The organism is Streptomyces lichenis (assembly GCF_023218175.1).
GTDB classification, from domain to species: domain Bacteria; phylum Actinomycetota; class Actinomycetes; order Streptomycetales; family Streptomycetaceae; genus Streptomyces; species Streptomyces lichenis.
This window is the reverse complement of sequence record NZ_JALPTH010000056.1, coordinates 1-12792: the sequence shown is the minus strand read 5'-3', so window position 1 is coordinate 12792 and position 12792 is coordinate 1. Positions and strand designations below refer to the sequence as shown.

13 protein-coding genes are annotated in these 12792 nt (G+C 73.3%); 10 read left to right on the top strand and 3 right to left on the bottom strand.

Features of this window, described 5'->3' with window-relative positions; all coding sequences use genetic code 11:
- The first annotated feature begins 143 nt into the window (after positions 1-143).
- Positions 144-695 (top strand): TetR/AcrR family transcriptional regulator, encoded by a 552-nt coding sequence (locus M1O15_RS31140; RefSeq protein ID WP_248637600.1) that lies wholly within the window; start codon positions 144-146, stop codon positions 693-695.
- Positions 692-2236 carry an MFS transporter gene (locus tag M1O15_RS31135; RefSeq protein WP_248637599.1) on the top strand — a complete coding sequence of 515 codons (1545 nt, stop codon included), beginning with the start codon at positions 692-694 and terminating at the stop codon, positions 2234-2236. The genes M1O15_RS31140 and M1O15_RS31135 overlap by 4 nt, the downstream gene beginning before the upstream one ends.
- Before the next feature lie 73 nt (positions 2237-2309).
- Here the strand turns inward: M1O15_RS31135 and M1O15_RS31130 are convergent, their stop codons facing one another.
- The gene (locus M1O15_RS31130; RefSeq protein ID WP_372499641.1) at positions 2310-3095 is read right to left on the bottom strand and encodes a lysophospholipid acyltransferase family protein; all 786 of its coding nucleotides are present in this window, start codon (positions 3093-3095) and stop codon (positions 2310-2312) included.
- Between the two features lie 225 nt (positions 3096-3320).
- On the opposite strand from M1O15_RS31130, the gene M1O15_RS31125 reads away from it, so the two are divergent.
- On the top strand, positions 3321-4475 hold the full coding sequence (locus M1O15_RS31125) for a glycerophosphodiester phosphodiesterase (RefSeq protein WP_248637597.1): 1155 nt from the start codon (positions 3321-3323) through the stop codon (positions 4473-4475).
- Between the two features lie 234 nt (positions 4476-4709).
- On the top strand, positions 4710-5192 hold the full coding sequence (locus M1O15_RS31120) for a GNAT family N-acetyltransferase (RefSeq protein ID WP_248637596.1): 483 nt from the start codon (positions 4710-4712) through the stop codon (positions 5190-5192).
- A 51-nt stretch (positions 5193-5243) separates the two neighbouring features.
- On the opposite strand, the gene M1O15_RS31115 is transcribed toward M1O15_RS31120, so the two are convergent.
- The gene (locus M1O15_RS31115; RefSeq protein ID WP_248637595.1) at positions 5244-5681 is read right to left on the bottom strand and encodes a hypothetical protein; all 438 of its coding nucleotides are present in this window, start codon (positions 5679-5681) and stop codon (positions 5244-5246) included.
- 1 nt (position 5682) lies between these two features.
- On the bottom strand, positions 5683-6045 hold the full coding sequence (locus tag M1O15_RS31110; RefSeq protein WP_248637594.1) for a hypothetical protein: 363 nt from the start codon (positions 6043-6045) through the stop codon (positions 5683-5685).
- Positions 6046-6184: 139 nt separating this feature from the next.
- Between M1O15_RS31110 and M1O15_RS31105 the strand changes: the two genes are divergently transcribed.
- The 6 genes from M1O15_RS31105 to cbiE all read left to right on the top strand — a co-directional run bounded on the left by M1O15_RS31105 (position 6185) and on the right by cbiE (position 12023).
- Positions 6185-6832, top strand: a complete 648-nt coding sequence (locus M1O15_RS31105) for an HAD-IA family hydrolase (RefSeq protein WP_248637601.1) — start codon at positions 6185-6187, stop codon at positions 6830-6832.
- 387 nt (positions 6833-7219) lie between these two features.
- Positions 7220-8287: a methionine ABC transporter ATP-binding protein gene (locus tag M1O15_RS31100; RefSeq protein ID WP_248637593.1), complete on the top strand. Its 1068-nt coding sequence runs from the start codon at positions 7220-7222 to the stop codon at positions 8285-8287.
- Positions 8284-8955 carry a methionine ABC transporter permease gene (locus tag M1O15_RS31095; protein WP_248637592.1) on the top strand — a complete coding sequence of 224 codons (672 nt, stop codon included), beginning with the start codon at positions 8284-8286 and terminating at the stop codon, positions 8953-8955. The genes M1O15_RS31100 and M1O15_RS31095 overlap by 4 nt, the downstream gene beginning before the upstream one ends.
- 79 nt (positions 8956-9034) lie before the next feature.
- Positions 9035-9895, top strand: coding sequence for a MetQ/NlpA family ABC transporter substrate-binding protein (locus M1O15_RS31090; RefSeq protein WP_248637591.1), 861 nt, complete (start codon positions 9035-9037; stop codon positions 9893-9895).
- Between the two features lie 178 nt (positions 9896-10073).
- Entirely contained in the window at positions 10074-10709 is a 636-nt protein-coding gene (locus tag M1O15_RS31085; RefSeq protein ID WP_248637590.1) for a GNAT family N-acetyltransferase, read from the top strand.
- A 108-nt stretch (positions 10710-10817) separates the two neighbouring features.
- A complete protein-coding gene (cbiE, locus tag M1O15_RS31080; protein ID WP_248637589.1) occupies positions 10818-12023 on the top strand; it encodes a precorrin-6y C5,15-methyltransferase (decarboxylating) subunit CbiE in 1206 nt (401 codons plus the stop codon).
- The last annotated feature ends 769 nt before the right edge of the window (positions 12024-12792 follow it).

Below are 12792 nucleotides of genomic sequence, written 5' to 3'. Positions count from 1 at the left end.
CGTCCGGACCCCCGGACGGCGGCGCCTTTCGCTGCCCGCCACCGGGCACAGCAGTCATCAGCCGCCCACCCACCACCCTCCCCACATGAGACGTGAACACCGCTTCTGAGACATCAATGTCTCATTCGATGTATGCTTGTCTCATGACTGTCGATCGTGAGCAGGTGCTGCGCACCGCCGCCGCCCTCCTGACCCGCAAGGCGACCGCCACCATGGACGAGGTCGCCCGGGCCGCGGGCATCGGCCGCGCCACCCTGCACCGGCACTTCGCCGGGCGGGACGCCCTGGTCCGGGCGCTGGAGGCACTCGGCCTCCAGGAGTGCGAGGCGGCCGTGGCGGCCGCCCGGCTGGACGAGGACTCCGCCGAGCAGGCGCTGCGCCGGCTGATCGCCGAGGTGGAGCCGGTGAGCGGACTGCTCGCCTTCCTGGTCACCGAGAACCAGCTCTTCGAGGGCGAGCAGGTCAACGAGGGCTGGGCCAGGATCGACGCCGCGGTCGCCGCCCTGTTCCGGCGCGGCCAGGAGCGCGGCGAGTTCCGGATCGACCTCACCCCCGCCTGGCTGACCGAGGCCTTTTACGGACTGGTCGGCAGCTGCGCCTGGGCCGTCCAGGACGGCCGGGTCGCCGGCAAGGACTTCCCGTACATGATCGCCGAGTTGCTGCTCGGCGGAGCGCGCAGGAGCGTGGAGAAATGACCCGTACCGACCGGCTCACCGCGGAAGCGGAGACCGTCCGCAGCCCGGGCCGCTGGCTGGCACTGGCCGTACTCGTGCTGGCCGTACTGCTGGTGGCGGTGGACGCCACCGTGCTGGGGCTGGCGACGCCGTTCCTCAGCGAGGACCTGAAGCCCACCGGCACCCAGCTGCTGTGGATCGGCGACGTCTACTCGTTCGTCATCGCCGGACTGCTGGTCTCCATGGGCAGCCTCGGCGACCGCATCGGCCGCAAGAAGCTGCTGCTCGTCGGCGCCACCGCGTTCGGCGCGGTCTCCGTGCTCAACGCGTACGCCACCACCCCCGAGCTGATGATCGTCGCCCGGGCGCTGCTCGGCGTGGCCGGTGCCACCCTGATGCCGTCCACCCTGGCGCTCATCCGCAACCTCTTCCACGACCCGCGCGAGCGCAGCCTGGCGATCGGCATCTGGGGCGCCATGGCCTCGGCCGGCGCGGCCGTCGGCCCGGTCGTCGGCGGCTTCCTGCTTGAGCACTTCTGGTGGGGCTCGGTCTTCCTGATCAACCTGCCGGTGATGGTGGTGCTGGTGGTCGTCGGTGCCCGGTTCATCCCGGAGTCCAGGAACCCGGCCCCCGGACCCTGGGACCTGCCGAGTGTGGGGCTCTCGCTGGTCGGCATGATCGGCGTGGTGTACGCGATCAAGGAGCTGGCCGCGCACGGGTTCCGGCCGGACGCCGCCGCGGCGGCCGTGCTGGGCCTCACCGCGCTGGTCTGGTTCGCCCGGCGGCAGCTGCGGCTGGCCGCGCCGCTGCTCGATGTGCGGCTCTTCCACCACCGGGGCTTCTCCGGCGCGGTCCTCGCCGACCTGCTGACCATCCTCGGACTCTCCGGGCTGGTGTTCTTCCTGTCCCAGTTCCTCCAGCTGGTCCAGGACCGCCGGCCGCTGGAGGCGGGCCTGGCCGAACTGCCCGCCGCCATCGGCGCGGTGACCGCCGGTCTGATCGCCGGCGCGGTCGCCCGGCGCTTCTCGGTCCGCGCGGTGGTCGCGGGCGGGCTCGCCGCCGTCGGCCTGGCGCTCGCCGTGCTCACCACGCTGGACCGGGAGACCGGCTACCCGGCGCTCGGTGCCAGCCTGCTGGTGGTCGGCGTCGGCGCGGGCTTCGCCTTCACCGTCACCGCCGACGTCATCCTCTCCACGGTGCCCAAGGAGCAGGCCGGGGCCGCCTCCGCGGTCTCCGAGACGGCGTACGAGCTCGGCGCCGCCCTGGGCATCGCCCTGCTCGGCTCCATCGTGACCGGCGTCTACCGGGGCTTCCCCACCCCGTCGGGGGTCCCGGCCGAGGCCAAGGCCGCCGCCCACGAGTCGCTGGGCGGCGCCGTGGAGGCCTCCTCGGCGCTGCCGCCGGCCACCGGTGACGCCCTGGTCACCGCCGCGCAGGACTCCTTCGTGCACGGACTGCACCTGGCCTCCGGCGCCGGGGCGGCCGTCCTGCTGGCCGCCGCGGTCGCCGCCTGGTTCCTGCTGAAGGGCCAGAAGCTGGAAGAGGGCGTCGAGCACCCCTGAGACCAGCATGGCGCCGCCCCCGCACCCTGTCGTCAGGGTGCGGGGGCGGCGCCATTGTCGCCCGTGCCGGCGGCTACGCGGCCTTCGCCTTGGTGGCGTAGATGTCCACGTACTCCTGCCCCGACAGCCGCAGCACCTCGGCCATCACCGAGTCGGTCACCGCCCGCAGCACATAGCGGTCGCGGTCCATGCCCTCGTAGCGGGAGAACTCCATCGGCTCCCCGAAGCGGACCGTCACCCGGCCCGGCCGGGGCAGCCCCGCGCCGCCCGGCTGGAGCTTGTCGGTGCCGATCACGGCGAACGGCACCACCGGGGCGCCGGTCATCAGCGTCAGCCGGGCGACGCCGGTGCGGCCCCGGTAGAGCCGGCCGTCGGGGGAGCGGGTGCCCTCGGGGTAGATGGCGAACATCCGCCCCTCCTCCAGGATCCGGCGGCCCGTCATCAGCGCGGCCACCCCGCCGTTGGCGCCGTCCCGGTCCACCGGGACCATGCCCGAGCCGGTGAAGAACCAGGCCATCAGCCGGCCCTTCAGCCCGGTGCCGGTCACATACTCGTCCTTGCCGATGAAGCTGACCTGGCGCTCGCAGACCACCGAGAGCACCATCGAGTCGATGAACGTCAGATGGTTGCCCGCCAGCAGCACCGGCCCGGAGCCCGGGATGTTCTCCATCCCCTCCAGACGCGTGCGGAACCACAGCCGCAGAACCGGGCCGAGCACTGCCTTGAAGACGGCGAAGCGGGACAACGAGTCCTCCGAATAGTGAGCGGTGTGCGGTTCAGGACGATACTCGCGGGTCACCCCCGGCCGCACCTCGGGTTGACGCAGCCGAAACGCGAAGTTGACCCGGTCGTGGCACATCCGCCGCGCGCACCACCGCGCCTACCCGCGACCCGCGGGGGACCACCCAGCGTTTTCCCGCCGTTCGCCCCGGGGTCCCCGTCCGTGTGTCCGACCGGGCCGGCCGCCCCCTAGGTTCGGACCGTCACCGGAATCCGTACCGCGATTCCGGTGAGGGTGACGGTGACGCTGAGAGTGACCGAGAACGGCGGACGGGCCGCGGGCCCCCGGACGAAGGAGAACCCCATGACCCAGGGCGAGCGGCGCGGACCCGGCCGGCGGACCATGATCGGCGCGGCCGTGCTCGGCTCGGCCGCCCTCACCGCCACCGCGGCGGCCGGCACCGCCCAGGCCCGCACCGGCGGCCACGGCTCCGGCTCCCGGCTGCCGGTCCCGGCGGTCATCGCCCACCGCGGCGCCAGCGGCCACCGGCCCGAGCACACCCTCGGCTCCTACCAGCTCGCCCTGGACATGGGCGCCGACGTCATCGAGCAGGACCTCGTCCCCACCCGGGACGGCCATCTGGTCTGCCGCCACGAGAATGACATCACCGGCACCACCGACATCGCCGACCGCTCCGAGTTCGCCTCCCGGCGCACCACCAAGACCGTCGACGGGGTCAAGCTGACCGGCTGGTTCACCGAGGACCTCACCCTCGCCGAGCTGAAGACCCTGCGGGCCAAGGAGCGCATCCCGGCCGTCCGCCAGGAGAACACCCTCTACGACGGCCGCTGGACCGTGCCCACCTTCGCCGAGGTGCTGCGCTGGGCCGACCGCGAGGGCCGCCGCCGGGGCCGCCCGGTCTGGCTGCACGCCGAGACCAAGCACCCCACCTACTTCCGCAAGCTCGGCCTCGGCCTGGAGGAACCGCTCGCCGCGCTGCTGCGCCGCCACGGCCGGCACCGCGCGACCGCCCCGATGTTCCTCCAGTCCTTCGAGCCCACCAGCATCCAGCGCCTGGCCCGGCTGGTCTCCACCCCCGGGGTGGTGCTGCTCTCCGACGCGAAGTCCCGCCCCTGGGACTTCACCGAGTCCGGCGACCCGCGCACCGTCGCCGACCTGATCACCCCGGCCGGGCTGAAGGAGATCGCCCGCTACGCCCAGGGCATCGGCCCCACCCTCGACCTGGTCATCCCGCGCACCGCCGACGGCCGCCTCGGCCGCCCCACCACCCTGGTGCGGGACGCGCACGCCCGGGGCCTGGTCCTCCACCCGTACACCCTGCGCAACGAGAACAGCTTCCTGCCCGCCGACTTCCGCCGCGGCACCGACCCGAACGCCTACGGGGACGCCTTCGGCGCCTACCGGGCCTACTTCGCCACCGGCATCGACGGCATCTTCACCGACCAGCCGGACACCGGGCTGCTGGCCGCCGCCGACCACCGGGACGCCCGCGACTGACCCCCGCTACGGCCGCCGCGCCTCCGGCCCACCGAGGAAGTCACCGCTCCCCGCCCCCGTATACCGGCAATTCGCAGGGGAGTCGGCTATCTCACAGTGATCTTCCAGGTCGAAGCGTTCCGGTGACCTGGGATCACTGAGCAGAATGCACCCGACAGAGGTTGCCGCACCCCCACTTCGGGAAGGGTGCGGTAGACCGACAGGGCGCATCAGGTGAGCCGGAGGCATGCACACATGGGCATGAGCGTGACCATCCAAGCGGCGGACGAGCGGGACGTCGAGCAGATCCTCAAGCTGCAGTACCTGTGCTACCAGAGCGAGGCCGAGCTGTACGGCGACTACGGCATCGAGCCGCTCACCCAGTCCCTCGACGACCTGCGGGCCGAACTCGCCCGCGGCCACGCGCTGGTGGCGCGCCTCGGCGACGAGGTCATCGCCTCCGTACGCGGGGAGCTGGACGAGACGGGCACGGCCAGGATCGCCAAGCTGATCGTCCACCCCCGGATGCGCCGGCACGGCCTCGGCGGGCGGCTGCTGGACGCCATCGAGCGGCGGTTCGCCGAGGACGCCGCCTCCGCCGCCAAGCGCTTCCAGCTGTTCACCGGCCACCGCAGCGACGGCAACCTCCGCCTCTACCGCAAGAAGGGCTACGCGGCGGTCGGCACCGAGCAGGTCGGGCCCCGGCTCACCGTGGTCACCCTGGAGAAGGCGGCCTGACCGCCGTACGGGAGCAGGCGGCCCTGACACCGGCCCGCCCGTCCCACCCGCTCAGGCGGCCCGGGTCCTGCGCAGCCAGGCGATGCCCGTCACCGGCAGCAGCACCGGGATGAACAGATAGCCCATCCCGTACTCCGACCAGACCGAGGAGTCGGGGAAGGCGCCCGGGTCCGCCAGCGTCCACGTCCCCACCGCCAGCACGCCCACCAGCTCGGCGGCGCAGCACACCAGCGCCGCCCGGCGGGCCGTCTCCCCGCCGCGTACCAGGGTGTAGGTGATGAAGCAGTAGACGACGGCCGCCACCATGGACAGCGAGTAGGCCAGCGGCGCGTGCTCGAACTTGGTCGCCACCTCGTAGACCGAGCGGGACACCGAGCCGACCGACATCACCCCGTAGAGCCACACCAGCAGGATGCCGGGGCCCTTCACCAGCCGGTTGCCGCCGGCGGCCTCCGGCGCGTCCTGCCGGGTTCCCGTCCGCTCGCCCATGTCAGCCCACCGTCCAGATGTCGTGCAGCCGTACTTCCAGCACCGCCAGGACCACCCCGCCGGCGGCGACCACCGCCGAGCCCCAGCGGCTGCGCTCCACCAGCGACATGAAGCCCGCCGCCGGGATCGCCAGGAACGCGCCGACCAGGTACGAGACGAAGATCGCCGTACCCTCCTCGGCCTCGGCCCCCTGCGCCAGCCGCACCACGCCCACCGCCAGCTGCGCCAGCGCCAGCACCGTCACCACGGCCATGCCGATGAAGTGCCAGTCCTTGGTGGGCTGGTCCCGGAAGGCGGCGAAACCGCACCAGGCGGCCAGGGCGAGCGCGGCCGCCGAGAGGGCGACCGTCAGGGCGACGAGCATGCGCCCGAGACTATTACGGACCGAGGGCCGCCCCCTGACCGCCCCCGGGACCCGGTGGCCGCGCCGCCCGTGCCGGAACCGTCCGCCCCCGGCCCCCGGTGGCCGCGCCGCCGGTGCGAGAACCGTAGGGTCGATGACCATGACCTTCCACGCCCAGGCACTCCTGTTCGACAACGACGGCACCCTTGTCTCCACCCTGGAATCCGTCCGCCGCTGCTGGACCCGGTGGGCCCGGGAGTACGGGGTGTCCGCCGAGGACTTCGCCCGGGTGGAGCTGCACGGCCGCCCCGCCGTCGAGATCATCGCCGAGCTGCTGCCCGCCGAGCGGGTCGCCGGGGCGCTGGCCCGGATCGAGGAGCTGGAGGTCGAGGACGTGCCCGGCGGGGTGGAGCTGCTGCCCGGCACCAAGGACCTGCTCGGCGCGCTGCCCGAGGGCCGCTGGGCGGTGGTCACCTCCGCCACCCGCCCGCTCGCCGAGGCCCGGCTGCGCGAGGTGGGCATAGCGCCGCCGGTGCTGGTGTGCGCCGAGGACGTCACCCGGGGCAAGCCCGACCCGGAGCCCTATCTGCTGGCCGCCGCCCGGCTCGGCGTCGACCCGGCCGCCTGCGTGGTCTTCGAGGACGCCCCCGCCGGACTGGCCGCGGGCCGGGCGGCCGGGATGCGGACCGTGGCCTTGGCCACAACCCACCACCGCGAGGAGCTGTCCGCGGACGCCGTCACCACTGACCTCTCCGGGGTGTCCGTGCAGGTCAGCGTCGGGGGAGTGGAGGTCTCCAGCCGCCCCTGACCGCCACCGCCCGTCCATATGGCGCGACAACGGAGTCCGCTATTCGGACAGACTTCCGGGCTCCGAATCCCCTTCTGCTTTACTGGCGCCCATGACCACGACGAGCAACCGCACCCCTGCGACCGAGGCGACCCTGACGCCCGGTGCTCGTTGTATGTGTCGAATGTGCGCCTTCTGAGGGCCCCTGCCTGAGCCTCGCGCCCCGAAGCGAGTGCCCTGCCACCCCACCCGCACCGCCGCCCGTCCGCCACCATCCGGCGGGCCGCGCCGGCCCCGCGCACGCGCCGCCCCGGCCACCCCGCCGCGATCAGCCGTGCCACGTCGGACCGACGAATGCCCCGTGCCCGGCACCATCCGCGCCGCGCACTCGACAGTGACGGAAACCCTGTGATCACCACCAAGGGCCTGACCAAGGTCTACCAGTCGCGAGGCCGCCAGGTCACCGCTCTGGACGGCGTCGACCTCCATGTCCGCGAGGGCGAGGTCTTCGGCGTCATCGGCCAGAGCGGCGCCGGCAAGTCCTCCCTCATCCGCTGCGTCAACCTGCTGGAGCGCCCCACCTCCGGCACCGTGACCGTGGACGGCACCGACCTCACCGCCCTGGCCGGCCGCGGCCGGCGCCCGAACAAGGACCTGCGGGCCGCCCGCAGCCGGATCGGGATGGTCTTCCAGCACTTCAACCTGCTGTCCTCGCGCACCGTGCGGGACAACGTCGAACTGCCCCTGGAGATCCTGGGCGTCTCCTGCGCCGAACGCACCCGCCGCGCGCTGGAACTCCTCGACCTGGTCGGCCTCGCCGACAAGGCCAAGGCCTACCCCACCCAGCTCTCCGGCGGCCAGAAGCAGCGCGTCGGCATCGCCCGCGCCCTGGCCGGCAACCCCAAGGTGCTCCTCTCCGACGAGGCCACCAGCGCCCTGGACCCGGAGACCACCCGCTCCATCCTCCACCTGCTGCGCGACCTCAACCGGCAGCTCGGGCTGACCGTGCTGCTGATCACCCACGAGATGGACGTCGTCAAGACCGTCTGCGACTCCGCCGCGCTGATGGAGAAGGGCAAGGTCGTGGAGACCGGCACCCTCGCCGACCTGCTCGCCACCCCCGGCTCCCAGCTGGCCCGCGAGCTGTTCCCGGTCACCGGCGACGCCTCCGGCCCGGACAGCACCGTCATCGACGTCACCTTCCACGGGGAGACCGCCACCCAGCCGGTCATCTCCCAGCTGTCGCGCACCTACAACATCGACATCTCCATCCTCGGCGCCGCCATGGACACCGTCGGCGGCCGCCAGGTCGGCCGGATGCGGATCGAACTGCCCGGCCGCTACGAGGAGAACGTCGTCCCCGTCGGCTTCCTGCGCGAGCAGGGACTCCAGGTCGACATCCTGCCCGCCGGCGGCACCGAGACCGCCACCCCCGCCCCGGTCACCGAGACCCTGGTCAAGGAGGCCGCCAAGTGAGCTGGTCCCAGATGCAGCCCCTGCTGACCCAGGGCACCATCGACACCCTCTACATGGTCCTGTGGGCCACCGTCGTCTCGGTCCTCGGCGGACTGCCGCTCGGCATCCTGCTGGTCCTCACCGACAAGGGCGGGCTGCTGCAGAACCGCCCGGTCAACAAGGTCGTCGGCGTGATCGTGAACATCGGCCGCTCGCTGCCGTTCATCATCCTGCTGATCGCGCTGATCCCGTTCACCAAGCTGGTCGTCGGCACCTTCATCGGACCCACCGCGATGATCGTGCCGCTCGCCATCGGCGCCATCCCGTTCTTCGCCCGCCTGGTCGAGACCGCGATCCGCGAGGTCGACCACGGACTGGTCGAGGCCGTCCAGTCGATGGGCGGCTCCGTCTCGACCATCATCCGCAAGGTGCTGCTCCCGCAGGCCCTGCCGTCCCTGGTCGCCTCCATCACCACCACCGTGATCGTCCTGGTCGGCTACTCGGCGATGGCCGGCGCGGTCGGCGGCGAAGGCCTCGGTTCCAAGGCCGTCACCTACGGCTACCAGCGCTTCGACACCGCGTTCATGCTGGTCACCGTCGCCGTGCTGATCGTCCTGGTCACCCTCGCCCAGCTGATCGGCGACGGCGTGATCCGGCTGCTGGCCCGCCGCGGCCGCACCGCCACCTGACCCGCCCCGTACACCTCCCTCCCAGCCCGCACTCCTTGTCCGGGCGCAGTCCGCACCACCCCTGAAAGAGGCACTCTTCGTGCGTAAGAACACCACCTCCCTGGCCGCCTTCGCCGGCATCACCGTCCTCGCCCTCGGCCTCACCGCCTGCGGCACCGCCTCCGACCCGTCCTCCTCCACCGACGGGGCCAAGGCCGACCCGAACAAGCCGCTGGTCGTCGCGGCCTCCCCGACGCCGCACGCCGACATCCTCAACTACGTCAAGGACAACCTGGCCCAGAAGGCCGGACTCAAGCTGGAGGTGAAGGAGTTCACCGACTACGTGCTGCCCAACACCGCCACCGAAGAGGGCCAGGTCGACGCCAACTACTTCCAGCACAAGCCGTACCTGGACGACTTCAACAAGAAGCAGGGCACCCACATCGTGCCCGTCGTCAACGTCCACCTGGAGCCCCTGGCCCTCTACTCCAAGAAGGTCAAGGACATCAAGGGCCTCAAGGCCGGCCAGTCCATCGCCATCCCCAACGACACCACCAACGGCGGCCGCGCCCTCAAGCTGCTCGCCGACAACGGGGTGATCACCCTCAAGGCCGGCGTCGGCTCCAACGCCACCCTCTCCGACGTCACCGACAAGAAGGGCCTGGAGTTCAAGGAGCTGGAGGCCGCCACCGTGCCCCGCGCCCTGAACGACGTGGACGCCGCGGTCGTCAACGGCAACTACGCCATCGAGGCCAAGCTCAGCCCCGCCAAGGACGCCATCGCCTCCGAGAAGACCGAAGGCAACCCCTACGCCAACTTCCTCGCCGTGAAGAAGGGCAACGAGAAGGACCCGCGGGTGCAGAAGCTCGCCAAGCTCCTCAACTCGCCCGAGGTGAAGAAGTACATCGAGGACAGCCACCAGGACGGCGCCGTCGTCCCGGCCTTCGGCGCGGTCAAGTAACCCCCGCCGAAACGTCCCCAGCTGCCCGAGGGCCCCGCGCACCCCGTCCGGCGCGCGGGGCCCTCGCCATGCCCCGACGCCCCTCCCACCCGGCCACGCACCCCTCCCCCCGCATGCTGCATGCTGTCGGTTCACGGCCCGTACGGACGGTCCACCAACCCCGGCTGGAGCTCGCGGCATGCCCACCACCTTTCCGGACGTCACGATCAGCACGGAACGGCTGGTGCTGCGCCCCTTCGAGGACGCCGACCTCCCCGCGTACACCGAGATGGCAGGCGACGAACTCCTCGTCGCCTGGACCCCCGTACCCCACCCCTGCACCCCTGCCGACGCCCGGCGCTTCATCCGCCGCACCGCCCCCGCCCAGCGCACCACCGGCCGCGGACTCGTCTTCGCCGTCACCGAGTTCCTCACCCAGCGCCTCGTCGGCACCGTCCAACTCAGCCACACCGACTGGCACATCCGCGCCACCGAGATCAGCTACGCCACCGCTCCCTGGGCCCGCGGCGAGGGCTACGCCACCGAGTCCCTGCTCGCCACCGCTCAGTGGCTCTTCACCGACCAGCGCTTCGAACGCCTCGAACTGCGCACCGCCGCCGGCAACACCGCCGCCCAGCAGGTCGCCCAGAAGGCCGGCTGCCTCAGCGAGGGCGTGCTGCGCCACGCCTCCATAGCCCGCACCCGCACCGCCGACGGCGGCTGGACCGACATCCGCACCGACCTCATCGTCTGGAGCCTGCTGCCCGAGGACCTCGAAGGCAGCGACGACCCCATGGCCGAGGCCGGATATCCCTCCTACACCGAGTGGAACTGACACCACCGCCCCGCGCCCCGCCCCCCACCCGGTACGCTCACCGGACCCCTTCCCCACCACCCCCTCCCCACCACCCTCTCCCTCCCCACCACCAGGAGACACACGACGATGGCCGACCGGGTCACGGTGATCGGCTGGGACGGCTCGCCCCTCACCGCTGCCGCCCGCTCCGCCCTCGCCGCCGCCACCCTGGTGGCCGGAGCCGGACACCACCTGGCGCTCCCCGAGATCCCGCCGACCGCCGAACGCGTCCGCCTCGGCAGCGTCGACCTCGCCGCCCGCCGCATCGCCGGCCACCGCGGCACCGCGGTCGTCCTCGCCGACGGCGACCCCGGCTTCTTCGGCATCGTCCGCACCCTGCGCGCCCCCGAACACGGCCTGGAAGTCGAGGTCGTCCCCGCCGTCTCCTCCGTCGCCGCCGCCTTCGCCCGCGCCGGAATGCCCTGGGACGACGCCCGGGTCGTGGTCGCCCACAGCCGCACCCTGCGCCGCGCCGTCAACGTCTGCCGTGCCCACCCCAAGGTCGCCGTCCTCACCTCACCCGGCGCCGGCCCCGCCGAACTCGCCCTCCTCCTCGAAGGCGTCCACCGCACCTTCGTCATCTGCGAGGAGCTGGGCACCGACCGCGAGCAGGTCACCGTCCTCACTTCCGACAAGGCCGCCGACCACGTCTGGCGCGACCCCAACGTGGTCATCTCCATCGGCGGCGCCGGCCCCACCGAGGGCCCCGGCTGGCTGCTCGGGGCCGACCCCGGTCCGGTACGCGGCTGGGGCCTCGCCCCGCACGCCTACGGCGGCGCCCTGGGCACCGGCGAGGGCACCGCGCTGCGCACCGAGCAGCTGGCCCGCCTCGGCCCCCGCACCGGCGACCTCGTCTGGGACATCGGCTGCGGCGCCGGCGCGCTCTCCGTGGAGGCCGCCCGCTTCGGCGCCGCCGTCATCGCCGTGGACGCCGACCCGGCCGCCTGCGCCCGTACCGAGGCCGCCGCCCGGCACTTCGGCGTCCAGCTCCAGACCGTCAGCGGCCGCGCCCCGCACGTCCTGGAACGGCTCCCCGAACCCGATGTCGTCCGCATCGGCGGCGGCGGCCCCGAGACCGTCGCCGCCTGCGTGGACCGCCGCCCCGAGCGGATCACCACCCACGCGGCCACCCGCGACCAGGCCGAGGCCATCACCGCCGTGCTCGCCGCGGGCGGCTACACCACCGAGTGCGTCCTCCTCCAGACCGTGGACCTCGACCCGGCCACCTGGACGGAACGCGAACGCGCCACCGTCTTCCTGCTCTCCGGCCGCCGCCCCGCCCCCGCCCCGTGACCACCCGGCTACGGCCCGCCGGGTAGGCTGGCCGACCGTCGTACCGCGGCCGCGGCCGTGGCGGCGCGACCGGGGGGTGCGCAACGTGGCGCAGTCCACAGCCCGTGGCGGCGCAACCCGCTGCCAACACGGAACGGGCCCGCGACAATACGTGAGGACGTGACGTCGGCGGGCTGATCCCGCCGACGGGCGGAACGACGAGCACAACCGATGGGCGAGGGGTACGCATGACTGACACCGGCCAGGTCCCGGGCGACGGGCAGCCGCACGGCGCGGGCACGGTGGAGCAGCCGGGCACCCCCGCACCGGGCGCCTACACCTACCTCGACGCCGAGACCGCCCCCGAGGACGAGGACCTGCTCCTCATGCCCGGCTCCCAGGGCGCCTGGAGCGAGCACCCCGCCCCCGAGCAGCCCGTCCCGGCGCAGCCCTACCCCCGGCCCGCCTACGGCTACCCGCACCCCACCAGCCACGAGCAGCCGCTCCCGCCCCAGGCGTACGAGCAGCCCGCCCCGCAGCCGTACCAGCCGGCCGCCCACGAGACCGACGGCCGCGACTCCGGCGCCGTCGACCTCGGCGCCGTCCGCCTGCCCGAACCACCCCCCCCCCCCCCCCCCCCCGGCCCCCCCCCCCCCCCCCCCCCCCCCCCCCCCCCCCCCCCCCCCCCCCCCCCCCCCCCCCCCCCCCCCCCCCCCCCCCCCCCCCCCCCCCCCCCCCCCCCCCCCCCCCCCCCCCCCACCCCCCCCCACCCCCGCACCCGCCCCCCCAC